Consider the following 16,978-nt stretch of genomic DNA (forward strand, 5'->3'; position numbering starts at 1 on the left):
TGGAGGCGCCGCGCAGCCAAGTACCGAGGAGGCATCAAGTGGTCGACGCACATCGGACGTTCGTCATCATCGGCGGAGGACTCGCCGGAGCGAAGGCGGCCGAGACACTGCGGGCGGAGGGCTTCAGCGGCCGGGTGATCCTCATCGGCGACGAGCGCGACCATCCGTACGAGCGGCCTCCCCTGTCCAAGGGCTACCTGCTGGGCAAGGACGAACGGGAGTCGGTCTTCGTCCACGAGACCGCCTGGTACGCGGGCGCCGACATCGAGCTGCACCTCGGCCAGGTGGTCACCTCCATCGACCGGGCCGGCCGGTCCGTGCAGCTCGGCGACAACACGGTCGTCCACTACGACAAGCTGCTCCTCGCCACGGGCGCCGAGCCCCGCCGCCTCGACATCCCGGGCACGGAACTGGTCGGCGTCCACCATCTGCGCCGTCTCGCCCACTCCGAGCGGCTGCGGGGCGTCCTGGCCGCGCTCGGCCGTGACAACGGACACCTGGTGATCGCCGGCGCGGGCTGGATCGGTCTGGAGATCGCCGCCGCCGCCCGCGAGTACGGCGCCGAGGTCACCGTCGTCGCCCCCTCGGCGACCCCGCTGCACCACGTCGTCGGCCCCGAGGTCGGCCAGATCTTCACCGACCTGCACGCCGAACACGGTGTCCGCTTCCACTTCGGCGCACGCCTCACCGAGATCACGGGGCAGGACGGCCTGGTCCTCGCGGCACGGACCGACGACGGCGAGGAGCACCCCGCCCACGACGTGCTCGCCGCGATCGGCGCGGCCCCGCGCACCTCGCTCGCCGAGGCCGCCGGGCTCGACATGGCGGACCGGTCCCAGGGCGGCGGTGTCGTCGTCGACGCCTCGCTGCGCACCTCCGACCCCCACATCTACGCTGCCGGGGACATCGCGTCCGTCGACCATCCGCTCTACGGCGGCCGGCTGCGCGTGGAGCACTGGGCGAACGCGCTGAACAGCGGACCCGCGGCGGCGAAGGCCATGCTCGGCCAGGACGTGACCTACGACCGCGTGCCGTACTTCTTCTCCGACCAGTACGACCTCGGCCTGGAGTACTCCGGCTGGGCACCGCCCGGTTCGTACGACCAGGTCGTCATCCGGGGCGATGCCGGCAAGCGCGAGTTCATCGCGTTCTGGCTGAAGGACCAGCGCGTCCTCGCCGGGATGAACGTCAATGTGTGGGACGTCACCGAGGACATCCAGAAGCTGATCAAGGCCGCCCGGCCGGTCGACCCGGACGCCCTGGGCGACCCGTCGGTGCCCCTGGACTCCCTGCTCTGACCGCTGCCCGGGCCTCCGGGACCCGTCCGCCGCCCGGGGCGCCCGCCCCGCGGCCGGCCGGTCCCGGATGCCCGGCCCCACCCGTAGACTTCACCCGTGGCAGGCAGGATCAATGACGACGACGTGAAGGCGGTCCGGGACGCGGTCCCGATCGACGCCGTCGTGTCCGAGTACCTACAGCTGCGCAACGCGGGTGGCGGCAACCTCAAGGGTCTGTGCCCCTTCCACGACGAGAAGTCCCCCTCCTTCCAGGTGAGCCCGGGCAAGGGCCTGTTCCACTGCTTCGGCTGCCAGGAGGGCGGCGACACGATCGCCTTCGTGATGAAGATCGATCACCTCACCTTCTCCGAGACGGTCGAACGCCTCGCCGCCAAGGCGGGCATCACCCTGCGGTACGAGGAGGGCGGCTACAACCCCTCCCACCAGCGCGGAGAGCGGATCCGGCTGGTCGAGGCGCACAAGATCGCCGCCGACTTCTACCGCGAGCAGCTGAACGGCCCGGAGGCCGAGATCGGCCGGAAGTTCCTCGCGGAGCGCGGCTTCGACCAGGACGCCGCGGCCCACTTCGGCGTCGGCTACAGCCCGGCGGGCTGGGACCACCTCACCCGCTTCCTGCGCGGCAAGGGCTTCAGCGACAAGGAGCTCATCAGCTCCGGTCTCTCCCAGGACGGCCGCCGCGGCCCCATCGACCGCTTCCGGGGCCGGCTGATGTGGCCGATCAGCGACACCTCGGGTGACACCGTCGGCTTCGGCGCCCGCAGGCTCCGCGACGACGACAACGGCCCGAAGTACCTCAACACCCCCGAGACGTCGATCTACAAGAAGTCCCAGGTGCTCTACGGCATCGACCTGGCCAAGAAGGACATCGCCAAGGCGAGCCGCGCCGTCGTGGTCGAGGGCTACACCGACGTCATGGCCTGCCACCTCGCCGGGGTCACGACCGCCATCGCCACCTGCGGCACCGCGTTCGGCAACGACCACATCAAGATCCTCCGGCGCCTCCTGATGGACAACGGCAGCGCCCGGGTGATCTTCACCTTCGACGGCGACGCGGCGGGCCAGAAGGCCGCCCTGCGCGCCTTCGAGGACGACCAGAAGTTCGCCGCCGAGACGTACATCGCGATCGCCCCGGACAACATGGACCCCTGCGACCTGCGGCTCGCCAAGGGCGACGACGCCGTACGAGACCTGGTCGAGCCCCGCACCCCGCTCTTCGAGTTCGCGCTCCGCCAGATCGTCGGCCGGTACGACCTGGAGACCCCCGCCGGGCGCGCCGCCGCGCTCGACGAGGCGGCCGCCGTCGTGGCGAAGATCAAGACGAGCAGCGTGCAACGCGAGGTGGCCGTCCAGCTCGCGGGCTTCGTCGGCATCCTCGACCAGGAGTTCGTCGTCCACCGGGTCAACCAGCTCGCCCAGTGGGCCCGCGGACGCGGCGAGCGCGGACCCGCGCCCGGCAAGCCCTCCCGGGGCGGAACCCCGCAGCACCAGATCCAGGCGCCCACGGCACCTTCCGGCCCCGCCCTCAACCTCCGCAGCCCCGCCCACCGCACGGAGCGCGAGCTGCTCAAGCTCGCCCTGCAGAAGCCCGCACTGGTCTCGCCCGCCTTCGACGCCTACGGCATCGACGAGTTCACCGCCCCGCCCTACGCGGCGGTGCGCCAGTGCATCGCGGAGGCGGGCGGCGCCGAGATGGGCGTCGCCGAGACCCGCGAGTACCTCGTCCAGGTGCTCGACGTGACCCCCGACGACACCGTGCGCAAGCTCGTCACCGAGCTCGCGGTCGAGGTCTTCCACGGCAAGTCCATCGACGAGACCTACGCGGGCGAGCACCTGGTCAAGGTCCGCCTGCGCGCCGTCGACCGCAGGATCGACGACGTGCAGAGCAGCCTCGCCCGGCTCGGCAGTAATGTCGCCCCGGACCACCTGGCCGCCGCCCAGAACGAGGTCTGGGTCCTCCAGCAGTACGCCCAGTCGCTGCGCAGCCACGGCGCCGCCGCCCTCTGAGGCGGATCAGCACCCCGTCACGCTCCGGACGCAAAAAGTCACCGCACGCCCCTCGTGGCGGCGATGTGTCGTACCCCACACTGGATGGCGGTGCCTGAGTCATCGGAGCGCGGCCGGTCCGTCGAGGGCGGACCCCCACCCCCGCGATCCGGCAGCGATCACCTGGAGGTCGCCCCCGTGCAGACCCGGACCGTGCCGACCACGACCGAGCATGTCCCGGCGATTCCCGCGCAGAACCGGGTCACACGTCACCCGGAGACGGCGGGCACGCCCGAACCGGTGCTGGAGGAACCGGTGGAGCCCCCGGAGCTCCCGCAGCCGCGGAGCCGCCCGGAGGCAGCCGGCCCGACCTCCGACCTCTTCCGCCAGTACTTACGCGAGATCGGACGGATACCGCTGCTGAGCGCCGCCGAGGAGGTGGAGCTCGCCCGCCGTGTCGAGGCCGGACTCTTCGCCGAGGAACGGCTCGCCGGCACCCCGGACCCCGACTCCGGGCTCGCCGTCGATCTGGACCGGCTCGTGGTCATGGGGCGGATGGCGAAGCGCCGGCTCATCGAGGCCAACCTCCGCCTCGTGGTCTCCGTGGCCAAGCGTTACGTCGGCCGGGGGCTGACCATGCTCGACCTGGTCCAGGAGGGGAACCTCGGCCTGATCAGGGCGGTCGAGAAGTTCGACTACGCACGGGGCTACAAGTTCTCCACGTACGCGACCTGGTGGATCCGCCAGGCGATGTCCCGCGCACTGGCCGACCAGGCCCGGACCATAAGGGTCCCGGTGCACGTCGTGGAGCTGATCAACCGGGTCGTACGCGTCCAGCGCCGGATGCTCCAGGAACGCGGCTACGAGCCCACCCCCGAAGAGGTCGCGGCACAGCTCGACCTGACCCCCGAACGCGTCGCCGAGGTCCTGCGCCTCGCCCAGGAACCCGTGTCCCTGCACGCCCCGGTCGGCGAGGAGGACGACGTCGCCTTCGGTGACCTCATCGAGGACGGCGACGCCGCCTCACCGGTGGAGACCGCGGCCTTCCTCCTGCTGCGCGAACACCTGGAGGCGGTCCTCTCCACGCTCGGTGAGCGCGAGAGGAAGGTCGTCCAGCTGCGCTACGGACTGGACGACGGACGGCCCCGCACGCTGGAGGAGATCGGCAGGATCTTCGGCGTGACCCGCGAACGCATCCGCCAGATCGAGTCCAAGACCCTCGACAAGCTGCGGGGCCACGCCTTCGCCGACCAGCTCCGCGGCTATCTGGACTGAGCGGGACGCCGGAGGGCGGGGACCGCTCCCGTGAGCCGTCCCCGCCCCCTCTCCCGTCGCGCCGCCGGGCGCCGCCGTCAGTCGACCTCGGCCAGCGCCTGGGCGAACTGGGCGGCGTACAGCCGGGCGTAGGCCCCCTCGGCGGCCAGCAGCTCGTCGTGGGTGCCCTGCTCGACGATCGAGCCGTTCTCCATCACCAGGATCACGTCCGCGTCCCGGATGGTGGAGAGCCGGTGAGCGATCACGAAGCTCGTACGGCCGTGGGCCAGCCGCGCCATCGCCTTCTGGATCAGCACCTCGGTACGGGTGTCCACCGAGCTGGTGGCCTCGTCGAGCACCAGGATCACCGGGTCGGACAGGAACGCCCGCGCGATGGTGATCAGCTGCTTCTCGCCGGCGCTGACCCCGGCGCCCTCGTCGTCGATCACCGTGTCGTACCCGTCGGGCAGCGTACGCACGAAACGGTCGGCGTGGGCCGCACGCGCCGCCTCCTCGATCTCCTCCCGGGTCACCTCGCGCGAGGCGCCGTAGGCGATGTTCTCCGCGATCGTGCCGCCGAACAGCCAGGTGTCCTGGAGCACCATCCCTATGCCCGAACGGAGCTCGTCACGCGTCATCCTCGCCGCGTCGACCCCGTCGAGGGTGATCCGGCCGCCCGTCACCTCGTAGAACCGCATCAGCAGGTTGACCAGAGTCGTCTTGCCGGCACCTGTCGGCCCGACGATCGCGACCGTGTGGCCGGGCTCCACGCTCAGCGAGAGATCCTCGATGAGCGGCTTCTCCGGGTCGTACCGGAAGGACACGTTCTCCAGCGCGACACTGCCGCGCAGCTCCTTCGGCCGCTCGGCGGGATCCGGGTCGGGCGCCTGCTCCTCGGCGTCCAGCAGACCGAAGACGCGCTCGGCCGAAGCGATGCCCGACTGCACCAGGTTCGCCATCGAGGCGACCTGGGTCAGCGGCATCGAGAACTGCCGCGAGTACTGGATGAACGCCTGCACGTCACCGATCGACAGCGCACCCGACGCCACGCGCAGCCCGCCGACGACCGCGACCAGCACATAGTTCAGGTTCGACACGAACATCATCAGCGGCTGCATGATCCCGCTGTTGAACTGAGCCTTGAAGCCCGCCTCGTACAGCGCCTCGTTCTGCTCGGCGAAGTCCTTCGCGGACTCCTCCTGCCGTCCGAAGACCTTGACCAGGGTGTGGCCGGTGTACATCTCCTCGATGTGGGCGTTGAGCCTGCCCGTCACCTTCCACTGCGCCACGAAGTGCGGCTGCGACCGCTTGCCGACCCGCGCCGCGACGAACACCGACAGCGGGATCGTCACCAGCGCGACCAGGGCCAGCAGGGGCGAGATCCAGAACATCATGATCAGCACGCCGACGATGGTCAGCAGGGAGTTGATCAGCTGGCCCATCGTCTGCTGCATCGTCTGCGAGATGTTGTCGATGTCGTTCGTCGCCCGGCTCAGCACCTCACCGCGCTGCTGCCGGTCGAAGTACGACAGCGGGAGCCGTGCCAGCTTGGTCTGCAGGTCCTCACGCAGCTGGAAGACGACCCGGTTGATCACCCGGATCGACACCCGGGTCGACACCAGCATCAGCAGCCCCGCGCCGACGTAGACCACCAGCACCGCGAGCAGGACCTGGCCCACGGCGCCGAAGTCGATGCCGTGGCCCGGCGTGAAGTCCACCCCGGTCAGCATGTCGGCGAGCCCGTCGTCGCCCTTCTCGCGCAGGCTCCCGATGGCCTGCTCCTTGGTGACGCCGTCCGGCATCTGCCGTCCGACGACACCCGCGAAGATCAGGTCGGTGGCCGCACCGAGGATCTTGGGCCCCACGACGGAGAGCGCCACGCTCAGCGCCACGGCGCCCAGCATCAGGTACAGCGAGGCCTTCTCCTTGCTGAACCTCCTCAGCAGCCGCTTCCCGGACCCCTTGAAGTCCATGGAGCGCTCCGTGGGCCCCATCATCATCCGTCCGCCCGGTCCTGCCATCAGGCGGCCTCCGCTTCCGTCAGCTGGGAGAGCACGATCTCCCGGTAGGTTTCGTTGCCTTCCATGAGCTCGTGGTGGCTGCCCGCCCCGACGACCCGGCCCTCGTCCAGCACCAGGATCCGGTCGGCGTCACGGATCGTGGACACCCGCTGGGCCACGATCACCACGGTCGCTCCCGAGGTCTCATGCGACAGCGCGCCGCGCAGCGCGGCGTCCGTCGCGTAGTCCAGGGCCGAGAACGAGTCGTCGAAGAGATAGATCTCCGGCTCCTGCACCAGCGTCCGCGCGATCGCGAGCCGCTGCCGCTGCCCGCCGGAGACATTCGTTCCGCCCTGCGAGATCGGCGCGTCGAGGCCGTGCTCCAGCCGCTCCACGAAGTCCTTCGCCTGCGCCACCTCCAGGGCGTGCCACAACTGCTCGTCGGTCGCGTCCGGATTGCCGTAGCGCAGATTCGTCGCGACCGTCCCCGAGAACAGGTACGGCTTCTGCGGGACCAGGCTCACGGTCCTCGCCAGCAGGACGGGATCCAGCGTCCTCACGTCCGCACCGTCGACCAGCACCTCGCCGTCCGTCGCGTCGAACAGCCGCGGTACCAGCCCGAGCAGCGTCGACTTCCCGCTGCCCGTCGACCCGATGATCGCGGTCGTCTCCCCGGGCCGGGCCACGAGATCGACCGAGCGCAGCACCGGCTCCTCGGCGCCCGGGAAGCGGAACTCCGCACCCCGTATCTCCAGATGGCCGTGCTTCAGCACCTTCGTCACGGGAGCGGTGGGCGGCACCACGCTCGACTCGGTCTCCAGGACCTCCTGGATGCGCTCGGCGCAGACCTCGGCGCGCGGCACCATGATGAACATGAAGGTGGCCATCATCACCGACATCACGATCTGCATCAGATACGCGAGGAACGCGGTCAGCGCCCCGATCTGCATCCCGCCGCCGTCGATGCGGTGCGCCCCGAACCAGACCACCGCGATGGACGACAGGTTCACCACCGTCATCACCGTCGGGAACATGAGCGCCATCAGCCGCCCCGTCGACAGCGCGACGTCCGTCAGCTCGGTGTTGGCGCCCCGGAAGCGCTCCTCCTCGTAACCGTCACGGATGAAGGCGCGGATGACGCGGTTACCGGTGATCTGTTCGCGCAGCACCCGGTTGACGGCGTCCAGCCGTACCTGCATCGTGCGGAACAGCGGCCGCATCCTCTTGACGATCAGGCTCACCGAGACGCCGAGGACGGGCAGTACGGCCAGCAGCACCGCCGACAACGGGACGTCCTGGCCGAGCGCCATGATGACGCCGCCGACACACATGATGGGCGCCGAGACCATCAGGGTGAACGCCATCAGGACGAGCATCTGGACCTGCTGCACGTCGTTGGTCGTCCGGGTGATCAGCGAAGGGGCCCCGAACCGCCCCACCTCGCGTGCGGAGAAGGACTGTACCCGCGCGAAGACCGACGCCCGCACGTCGCGCCCGAGCGCGGACGCGGTCCGGGCGCCGTAGTAGACCGCCCCGATGTTGCAGACGATCTGGACGACGCTGACGGCGATCATCACGCCGCCGAACTCCAGGATGTAACCCGTGTCCCCCTTCACGACACCGTTGTCGATGATGTCCGCGTTGAGGCTGGGCAGATAGAGGCTCGCGCAGGTCTGGAGGAGCTGGAGCAGCACCAGCAGCACGATGGGACGTCTGTACGGACCCAGATAGGTCCGCAGGAGTTTTATGAGCACACGAGTCTCTCGGAGTCGGCGAAGGGAAGAGGCCGATACATACTCCGGTACTCCGGTCCATGACTGCCAACGCTTTTGCTCAAGCGCGGGTCAAATCATGGGCCCCGCGCCGGTCCAGGCCGGGCGGGGCGCTTTCTCTCAGACGGATCCGCCGAACGCCCCGGGGTGGATCTGGTCGCGGGTCGCCCCGTACTGCTGACGTACCGCGCCGCCCACCGCGAGCTCCTCACCCGGCTCCAGCACCTGCGCGGCCGCAGCCTGCCAGACCGGGGGAGTGCGCGGATCGAGCGTTCCCTGCGAGACCCCGAGGGCCCACGCCGCCTGCCGGGCCGCACCCAGTGCCGCGTACTCGGCGGGCTGCGGCACGACGACCTGGGTGCCGAACAGCGCGGGCGCCAGCGCCTGCACGGCGGGCAGTTCGGCCGCTGCTCCCAGCAGGAACACCCGCCGCACCTCCACGCCGCGGTCGCGCAGCACGTCCAGCGCGTCGGCCAGCGAGCACAGCATCCCCTCGAAGGCGGCCCGCGCCAGGTGCTCCGGCTTCATCGACTCACGCCGCAGCCCGCTCAGCGTTCCGGCGGTGTGCGGCAACTGAGGGGTCCGCTCGCCCTCCAGGTACGGCAGCAGGACGAGCCCCGAGGCTCCCGGCGTCGACTTCAGCGCCAGCGCGGACAGTTCGTCGAGCCCCTCCAGTCCGAGCATCTCCGCCGTGCCGCGCAGCGCGCGGACCGCGTTCGACGTGTGGACCACCGGCAAGTGCATCCCCGTCGCGTCGGCGAAGGAAGTGATCATCCCCGTGGGGTCGGCCAGCGCCTCGTGGTGCACGGCCATCACCGAGCCCGAGGCGCCCAGCGACACGACGGCGTCCCCGACGGCGACACCCAGCCCGAAGGCGGCGGCCATCGTCTCGCCGGTGCCCGCCGAGATCAGCAGGCCCTCCGGCGTCGTCCCGGCGGCGTCGGCCGGACCGAGGACCTCGGGCAGCGCGGCCTGCCGGCCGAGCGCCAGCTCCACGAGGTCGGGCCGGTAGGAACCGGAACCCGTCGACCAGTAACCCGTACCGGACGCGGCACCGCGGTCCGTCGTCCGGCGGGCGGGCCGGCCGAGGAGCTGCCACACCAGCCAGTCGTGCGGCTGCAGGACCGCCGCGACCCGCTGCGCGTTCTCCGGCTCGCTCCGCGCCAGCCAGCGCAGCTTCGCCACGGGCTGGGAGGCCTGGGGCACCGCCCCGACCGCCTCGGCCCAGGGCTGCCGCCCGCCGAGCCCGTCGATCAGGTCCGCCGCGGCGGCCTGAGCGCGCCGGTCGTTGCCGAGCAGCGCCGGACGTACGAGATTGCCCTGGTGGTCCAGCGGCACCAGCCCGTGCTGCTGCGCGGACACGCCGATGGCCTGTACGCCTTCGAGCAGCCCTCCGGAGGCCGCCTCACCGAGTGAGAGCAGCCACGCCTGCGGATCCACCTCGGAGGCCCTGGCCTCGATCGGATGCGCGGCGTACCCCTGCCGCAACACCTCACCGGTGTCCGTGTCACAGACGACGATGTGCGTGAAGGCGGATGAACTGTCCAAGCCGGCCACTATGCCCATGCACAAGATTCTGCCGCACCCGCGGGCGGGCCCCGTACCGGGCCGGTCCCGTACCGGGAGGCGCCCGGCACGGGACCGCGCCTCAGGTGTTCGTCGTACCCCAGTCGTCGCTGCCGTTCTGGCCGCTGCGGTCCCGCAGCGAGCGCACCCGTTCGGAGACGGACACGGGGACCTTGTCCCCGACCTTCTCGCTCACCGAGTGGTACGCCTTGCCGGCGAAGTCCCGGCCGCCGTGCGCGGCGGACTCCGCCGCGTTCCGCACGGCGGGGTTCTCGGCCAGTTGCTGCGCGGCCTTCTTCAGCTGCTCGTAACGCTCGCGCCCGGCTCGCGTGCCGAGCACGTAACCGAGCGCCACTCCGGCGATGAACGTGAGCCGGTACCGCATGGGTGCCACCCTTCCTTCGCTCCGTGCGACGTGTGCTGCCCGCCTACCCGCGGACACCCGAGATCACCCCGGGGGATACCGATTGGCGGAGCACCCCCCTGCTTGCGCTAATGTATGTGTCGCAGCGAACGCGCGCCGCTCGGCAGCAGCCAGGTAGGTACGATTCGAGGCACCCGCAGCAATCCCCTGTAGCTCAATTGGCAGAGCAGCCGGCTGTTAACCGGCAGGTTACTGGTTCGAGTCCAGTCGGGGGAGCGCGATCCCCTGTAGCTCAATTGGCAGAGCATTCGGCTGTTAACCGGAGGGTTACTGGTTCGAGTCCAGTCGGGGGAGCGAGACGGAAGAGGGCCCTTCGGGGTCCTTTTTCGTGTGCCCGCGCGGGGGTGCCCGTGACTCTTTCGGGGGGATTCCGTACCGCCGGGAACCGGGCAGCACGCAGCGCGGTCTTCATGGTCACGCGAAGCCGGGCATCCGCAGCAGGAGATCGTATGACCGGCTATGCTGCGGCAGACGGCGCGCACACTTGTACGCGCCACGCCGAAACGGGGCGGTAGCTCAGCCGGTTAGAGCAGCGGACTCATAATCCGTCGGCCGTGGGTTCGAGTCCCACCCGCCCCACCACAGCAGAAACGTCGTGACCTGCGAAAACGTAGGTTTCACGCTAGCGCAGACGAGGCATTCGCCGCACGAACGCCGCACCGAAGCCTCGTACGCTTGCTCCCATGGCTTACATCAAGACCAATTCCCGGCTGTCCGGAGCCCCCTCGTACACCGTCATGTGGCGGGCCGGCGGCTCCCGAACAGGGGCGTGGTGTCGCGAGACCTTCGACGATGACGATCCGGCGAAGCGGTTCCGCGACCTGGTCAACGGTCACGGACAGCAATGGCCGCCGGGGTGGGTCAAGGGCGAGGGATTCGTTGAGGCGAACGAGCCTCCGCTGCCGGACTCGGAGAAGTTCGCGGTCTACGCGCACGCCTACGTGGGGCTACTGACGGACATATCTGAGCACACCAGAACCAACTACACGAGATTCATCGATAACCACATGATCCCGTGGTTCGGCGAGCTGTCAGTCTCCAACCGGGGGAGCAGGCTCACCCGAGAGCACGTCAGCCAGTGGATTCTGGACCTTCAGAACGGGAGGCCCGGCCCCCTGCACCCAGCAGGTACGAAGCGCCGGGCGTATGCCCCGAAGACGATCGCCAACCTTCACGGGCTGCTGTACAGCATCTTCCAGTCCGCTGTGAGTGCCGACCCCGCACTGCGAGACTCGAACCCGTGCGCCCACACCCGCTTGCCCAAGGGAAACGACACCGAGGATGACGAGGTCTTCCTCGAACCCGAGGAGTACGCCCTCCTTAAGACGCATGTGCGTGCCGACGCTGTCGACATCGTCGATGCGTTGGTGAGTACTGGCCTCCGGTGGGGCGAGATGACGGCACTACAGCCCCGGGACTTCACCTTCGCGTCGAAACGGCCGACGCTCCGCGTGCAGCGTGCCTGGAAGCGGCGTGGAGAGGGCGGGACGTTCCTCGGCGCACCCAAGACCAAGAAGTCACGCCGGACGCTCGTGCTCACCCCGGAGCAGGTGAAACTGTTCCGGCGCCGCTGCCAGGGGAAGAAGCCGACCGACCTGATCTTCACCGCGCCAGAAGGCGGGGCCTGGCACTCCGGCGTGTTCTACGCACACCGCTGGAAGCCTGCCATCGACGCCGCCAACGCTGTTGGCCTTACCAAGCGTCCGCGCGTCCACGACCTCCGCCACACGCACGCCTCCTGGCTCATCGCCGGCAAGGTCCCACTGCCTGTGATTCAGGCCCGCCTCGGCCATGAGTCGATCACGACGACCGTCGACCGGTATGGACACCTGCTGGAGGCATCGGACGACGAGGTCGTGGCTGCTGTTGAGTGGGCTATGGGTTCCACAGCTGAGCATGTCTCCAAAGCCGCGTGAGTTGCCAGGAGGCGGAGGCCAGGCGCTCTCATGCTGAACTCCCAAGAATGGGCACGGCTCCGGCCACGACCGGGCATGGTTTCTGAGGTATCCGACTGCCCAGCAGCATTAATCGGTCAGAGGTGGTCTGTCGACGCTTGGGGCCGCCGCCACGAGAACTGTGCGCATGCACCACGAAGTCATCGAGCGCCTGCTCCTCGTCGGGTAGGCCCGCACGGCGCAAGAACTCCATCACGTCGACCCGCCGGCCGTCCGTGGGGGAGGCGCAGGGGATGATTATGGGCGCCCGTCCTCTCAGGAGAAGACGACGGAGCGTACGTAGGCGGTCGGAGGCACCCTTGCCGGGCGGCAGGACGTAGTAGGTGCCGCCTTCGCAGTCGGTACCGAGGAAGACGATAGCGGTCGCATCGGTCAGATTCTTGGGAGCTCGCGAGACGGTAGCGGGGTCGGCGGCCATGGTCGCGAAGTTGACGCACTGGCCGCTGGCGGGGTCGCGACAGCTTCGTACCCGTCGTGGTGTAGGAGTAGCGGCACTGGCCGCTCGCGGCGAACGCCGAGCCTGCACGGCCACGAACAGACGGCGCCAGTTGCGGCGCCGGTGGCAACGGTGAGAGAGCGAAGAGACACGGTGCACCGTCCTCTACCTTGCATCTGGGCGGTGCCACAGATGCTCCAGCTCTCTGGTTCGTCGGCTTCCTCCGCAACGACGCACACCACGTGATCGTGCCGTCTCTGGAGCAGCTCACGGAACACCAAATCATCGGCGGACTATTGGAAGCGGCGATCGAGCGAGAAGCCGGGGCAGTGCTGCATCAGGCGAGCGCGCTGAGCGGTCCCGTGAGCGGCATATAACCCCACGCACACCTACCGACCTCGAAGATGCCGCCGGGTCCCGCCGGACTGGGCGCCATCTTGATGGGGAGTGAGTGGGTTCGACCCAAGGGCTGAGGCCGGCTGTCGGTGAGTCGGGTTTCCAGCCCCAGGAATGAAGGACACCCCGTGACCGACCACCGGATAGGGGGAGTCTTCTTCGTTGCAGCCCTCGACCGATGGAGGAGCTTGCCCCGACGTTGAGGTCGCCCGAGGCGTATGAGAGCGCGAGCGGCGTGGTTCGGGCCGGGGGATTCGCACGTCTGTTCCAAACGTATAGGTGTTAGAAGAAGTTTGTCGGTTCTACTCCTGTAACTGCGGTGATGCCTGCTACGATCCTCGCCACTTGTTCGAAGGCGTGCGGTGGGGGTTTGAGCGACGGAGCGATTCCGTTGATTCAGCTAATGCTCGCCTTCGAGCGGTGAAGGTTGAAAATGGGGGGGCAGATGCTTTCGAAAATTATCATTCAGAATTACCGCACATTTCGCAACTTCAAACTCGACTTCGACCCCAAGATGAACATCTTGGTCGGGGATAACGACGCCGGTAAGTCGACGATTCTTGAAGCAATCAGCCTTGCGCTCACGGGCAGGCTGCGAGGCAGGCTGCTTGCCCAGGAGCTGTCGCCGTATCTGTTCCACCAAGAGGCCACCGCCGAGTACATCGCCGCCCTCCGAGAGGGGCGAGAAGCCAGGCCACCAGAGATCATCGTTGAGCTGTTCCTCGACAGTAAAACTGCGCCTGCTGAGCTGATGGGAACCAATAATCTTCTGAGGGTCAATGAGTCGGGTGTTCGTATTCGTGTTGCGCTTAACCCGGATTACGAGCCTGAGTACAAGGAGTTCATCAAGGATCCGACGCAAGTCAGATTGATTCCCACCGAGTACTACAGGGTCGATTGGCTGGCTTTCTCGGGCAATGGCATTACCTTCCGCAGTATTCCTGCAACGGCCTCCCTGATTGACGCTTCTAACATTCACCTTCAGAGTGGTGTCGACTACTACCTGAACGGAATCATCAACTCGCACCTTGCGCCAGATGAACGCGTAAAGCTAACGCGCGCCTATCGCAGCCTCCGCGAGAATTTTGCAGCAGACGACTCGATTGTAAAGATTAATGAGAAGCTGCGGGGCGCTCCAAGTGACGTCAGTGATCGCGAACTAACGCTCGGTATCGATGTTTCGCAGAAATCGAGCTGGGAAAGCAGTATCGTTCCACACCTCGACGAGTTGCCATTTCAGTATGTGGGCAAGGGGGAGCAGAGTACGCTCAAAATTCTTCTTGCTCTCAACAAGAAGGTCGAAGACGCACACATCGTCCTGGTTGAAGAACCGGAGAACCACCTGTCATTCTCCAACTTGGGCAAGCTGGTTAAGAAGATCAGCGACAAGTGCGACGGCAAGCAGGTATTTATCACTACGCACAGCTCCTACGTGCTGAACAAGCTGGGGCTTGAGAAGCTCGTCCTACTTTCGGCGACGGAGGGCTTCCGCCTCGACAGCCTTCCGGCGGACACGCAGGACTACTTCCGTAAGCTGTCGGGTTACGACACCCTGCGCCTTGTGCTTGCTCGACGGTCAATCCTTGTGGAAGGGCCGTCCGATGAACTCATTGTTCAGCGGGCCTACAGGGACCTTCATGGTTGCCTGCCCATTGAAGACGGCGTAGACGTAATCAGCGTTCGTGGACTGGCATTTCGTCGGTTCCTGGATATCGCATCACTCACCGGCAATGTGGTCGCCGTCGTGAGGGACAACGACGGTACCGAGGCCGCAGAGGTGCAGCGAAAGTACGCCGCTCACACTGTCTTCCCGAACATCTCTGTTCACGTGGGACAGGATAAGACGTACAAGACCCTTGAGCCGCAACTCCTAAAGGCGAACGGTCTCATCGCAATGAACGCTATCCTCGGAGAGAATTTTACCTCCGAAGCAGACTTGCTTGAACACATGGAGGATCGAAAGACAACCTGTGCTCTAATGATCTTCTCTAGCGACCAGACCATCAACATGCCGGAGTACATCAGGGATGCAGTCGCCTAATAATCTGGCCGTCATCGCGGCAGCAGGCTCGCGGAAGACCCAGCACATCATCGACTGCGTCATCGCAGATCCGAGCAAGCGCGTCTTGGTGACGACTTACACCAACGAAAACCTCCACCAGATCGTGAGCCGATTGAGCGCGGGCACTGGAGTGCTACCGAGACACGTCACGGTCATGGGTTGGTTCACGTTTCTTCTCAACGAATGTGCTCGCCCCTATCAGGGCTTTGTTCTCGGCGAAGCGGGAATGATGGGTGGGCTCAATTTCGTGGGACAGCGTTCGAGGTACATCCCAAAAAGCAAGCCTCAGCAGTACTACCTAGACCGTGGCAAGTCGGCATATCGAGACGGCGTATCGGCGTTCTCCTTCGAGGCTAACAAACTGAGCAAGGGTATGGTGGTCGATCGTCTTTCGCGGATGTACGACCACATTTTCATTGATGAGATCCAGGACATGGCGGGGTACGACCTCGAACTCTTGGACCTGCTGATGAAGTCGCCGATTTCCGTCACGGTGGTTGGCGATCCCCGCCAGGCCACCTTCGCAACGAACAACGCTACAAAGAACTCGAAGTACAAGGGGAGCGGCATCGTTGAGTGGTTGGCTATGCGTACCGACCTATGCCTCGTTGAAAACCGAGTAGAGAGTTACCGCTGCAACCAGGACATCTGTGATTTCGCAGACGATCTGTACCCCGACCTTGCGCGTACCGTGTCCAAGAACACCGAAATGACTGGTCACGATGGCATCTTCGCGATCAGCAAATCGGCTGTGTTGGAGTATGCAGAGAAGTACGCGCCGATGGTGCTGCGCTGGGACAAGCGAGCCGATACATGCGGTCTCGACGCAATGAACATGGGTACCTCGAAGGGCAGCACGTTCGAGCGCGTGCTCATCTTCCCGACGAAGCCGATGATCAGTTACTACCAGACCCGAGACTGCACCCAGGCCGGAGACAGAGCGAAGCTCTATGTCGCGGTGACCCGGGCGAAGTACAGCGCCACGTTCGTCATGCCGTAAAAGACCCTGTTGACTCTGGAAACCTGCTGGAGGCCGTCATGCCCGACGACTACCGTTGACTCATGACGGAAGACCAGCGTCTATCGATCGTCAGACGTGCGCCTGATCTCTCAGTTCAAGCGCACCGCATCTGGTCGGCATGATGGACACCAACGCGCTGCTCAGCAGCGTCGAGAATGACTACCGTAAAAGGTTCCGGTCGCGGCTGCTGCGGATGAGCGACGACGGCACTGCGGGTAGTCGGCCCGCCCCGGGGTCGGCCGAGCGCCTCGCGACCCGCAACTGCTGCCGGTTCATCCGACTCGCCCTCGGGTTGATCCCCCTTTTCTTCGCGGGCGCCGGCTGCGTGCTGGTGAGCCCTTGCGACGGTGGAGTCGATCGAGACCGTCCCGCGTCGTTGCGGACCGGACGCTCGCATGCATCCAAGGTGCATCATGAAGGTTGCGGGTAGGGCCGTGCCTCGCATTACCAGAGGCTGAGGGGACGGCCCGCGGCAATCGCCGCACGGATACGTGCTGCGATCTTCGCTTCGGACTCCCCGCCGTTCCGGCCGGCCCGGATGGCGGAACCTATGGTGCGGGAGCGTCCGGCCGGGCCGCGAAGGTCAGCGAGGGGGCTACCCGGGTCTCTGCGGCGGGCCAGCCATTCGGCCCGGTTCTCCGCCGCTGTCCCCAGTCGCAGGTGCGCAGGCTGCTGGCAGGAGTGGTTGTCGCAGGTGTGGCAGACGGTTGGGCTGTCGGTACCCCAGCCGAGCCGAGGGATGACACCGTGCGCAAGCTGGTACCCGTAGAGGTGGCCCGGCACCGTGCCGCGTCGCGTCCTGCCCGGCCGC

Annotated in this window: 10 protein-coding genes, 3 tRNA genes and 1 pseudogene; 9 read left to right on the forward strand and 5 right to left on the reverse strand. The window is 67.0% G+C overall.

Features of this window, described 5'->3' with window-relative positions:
• Window positions 1-38: 38 nt before the first annotated feature.
• The 3 genes from P8A20_RS24720 to P8A20_RS24730 all read left to right on the forward strand — a co-directional run bounded on the left by P8A20_RS24720 (window position 39) and on the right by P8A20_RS24730 (window position 4,556).
• Window positions 39-1,298: an NAD(P)/FAD-dependent oxidoreductase gene (locus tag P8A20_RS24720; RefSeq protein WP_306104284.1), complete on the forward strand. Its 1,260-nt coding sequence runs from the start codon at window positions 39-41 to the stop codon at window positions 1,296-1,298.
• Between the two features lie 96 nt (window positions 1,299-1,394).
• Window positions 1,395-3,302, forward strand: a complete 1,908-nt coding sequence (gene dnaG, locus P8A20_RS24725; protein ID WP_147963319.1) for a DNA primase — start codon at window positions 1,395-1,397, stop codon at window positions 3,300-3,302.
• A gap of 177 nt (window positions 3,303-3,479) precedes the next feature.
• Window positions 3,480-4,556 carry an RNA polymerase sigma factor gene (locus P8A20_RS24730; RefSeq protein WP_306105197.1) on the forward strand — a complete coding sequence of 359 codons (1,077 nt, stop codon included), beginning with the start codon at window positions 3,480-3,482 and terminating at the stop codon, window positions 4,554-4,556.
• A 77-nt stretch (window positions 4,557-4,633) separates the two neighbouring features.
• On the opposite strand, the gene P8A20_RS24735 is transcribed toward P8A20_RS24730, so the two are convergent.
• The 4 genes from P8A20_RS24735 to P8A20_RS24750 all read right to left on the reverse strand — a co-directional run bounded on the left by P8A20_RS24735 (window position 4,634) and on the right by P8A20_RS24750 (window position 10,258).
• A complete protein-coding gene (locus P8A20_RS24735; RefSeq protein ID WP_306104285.1) occupies window positions 4,634-6,556 on the reverse strand; it encodes an ABC transporter ATP-binding protein in 1,923 nt (640 codons plus the stop codon).
• Window positions 6,556-8,289 carry an ABC transporter ATP-binding protein gene (locus P8A20_RS24740; protein WP_306104286.1) on the reverse strand — a complete coding sequence of 578 codons (1,734 nt, stop codon included), beginning with the start codon at window positions 8,287-8,289 and terminating at the stop codon, window positions 6,556-6,558. The genes P8A20_RS24735 and P8A20_RS24740 overlap by 1 nt, the downstream gene beginning before the upstream one ends.
• Window positions 8,290-8,427: 138 nt before the next feature.
• Window positions 8,428-9,873 carry an FGGY family carbohydrate kinase gene (locus P8A20_RS24745; RefSeq protein ID WP_306104287.1) on the reverse strand — a complete coding sequence of 482 codons (1,446 nt, stop codon included), beginning with the start codon at window positions 9,871-9,873 and terminating at the stop codon, window positions 8,428-8,430.
• Between the two features lie 82 nt (window positions 9,874-9,955).
• Window positions 9,956-10,258, reverse strand: coding sequence for a YtxH domain-containing protein (locus P8A20_RS24750; RefSeq protein ID WP_147963316.1), 303 nt, complete (start codon window positions 10,256-10,258; stop codon window positions 9,956-9,958).
• Between the two features lie 182 nt (window positions 10,259-10,440).
• Between P8A20_RS24750 and P8A20_RS24755 the strand changes: the two genes are divergently transcribed.
• The 6 genes from P8A20_RS24755 to P8A20_RS24780 all read left to right on the forward strand — a co-directional run bounded on the left by P8A20_RS24755 (window position 10,441) and on the right by P8A20_RS24780 (window position 16,146).
• A tRNA-Asn gene (locus P8A20_RS24755) sits at window positions 10,441-10,513 on the forward strand.
• 5 nt (window positions 10,514-10,518) lie between these two features.
• Window positions 10,519-10,591, forward strand: a tRNA-Asn gene (locus tag P8A20_RS24760).
• A 211-nt stretch (window positions 10,592-10,802) separates the two neighbouring features.
• Window positions 10,803-10,879 (forward strand) — tRNA-Ile (locus P8A20_RS24765).
• A gap of 101 nt (window positions 10,880-10,980) precedes the next feature.
• Window positions 10,981-12,213: a tyrosine-type recombinase/integrase gene (locus P8A20_RS24770; protein WP_107411333.1), complete on the forward strand. Its 1,233-nt coding sequence runs from the start codon at window positions 10,981-10,983 to the stop codon at window positions 12,211-12,213.
• 1,316 nt (window positions 12,214-13,529) lie between these two features.
• The gene (locus P8A20_RS24775; RefSeq protein WP_107414843.1) at window positions 13,530-15,125 is read left to right on the forward strand and encodes an ATP-dependent nuclease; all 1,596 of its coding nucleotides are present in this window, start codon (window positions 13,530-13,532) and stop codon (window positions 15,123-15,125) included.
• Entirely contained in the window at window positions 15,112-16,146 is a 1,035-nt protein-coding gene (locus P8A20_RS24780) for a UvrD-helicase domain-containing protein (RefSeq protein ID WP_109881759.1), read from the forward strand. The genes P8A20_RS24775 and P8A20_RS24780 overlap by 14 nt, the downstream gene beginning before the upstream one ends.
• A 232-nt stretch (window positions 16,147-16,378) precedes the next feature.
• On the opposite strand, the pseudogene P8A20_RS24785 reads toward P8A20_RS24780, so the two are convergent.
• A pseudogene (locus tag P8A20_RS24785) lies at window positions 16,379-16,534 on the reverse strand (IS5/IS1182 family transposase); the annotation flags it as partial.
• Window positions 16,535-16,978: the final 444 nt, after the last annotated feature.

Origin of the sequence: Streptomyces sp. Alt3, assembly GCF_030719215.1 — a bacterium.
GTDB classification, from domain to species: domain Bacteria; phylum Actinomycetota; class Actinomycetes; order Streptomycetales; family Streptomycetaceae; genus Streptomyces; species Streptomyces glycanivorans.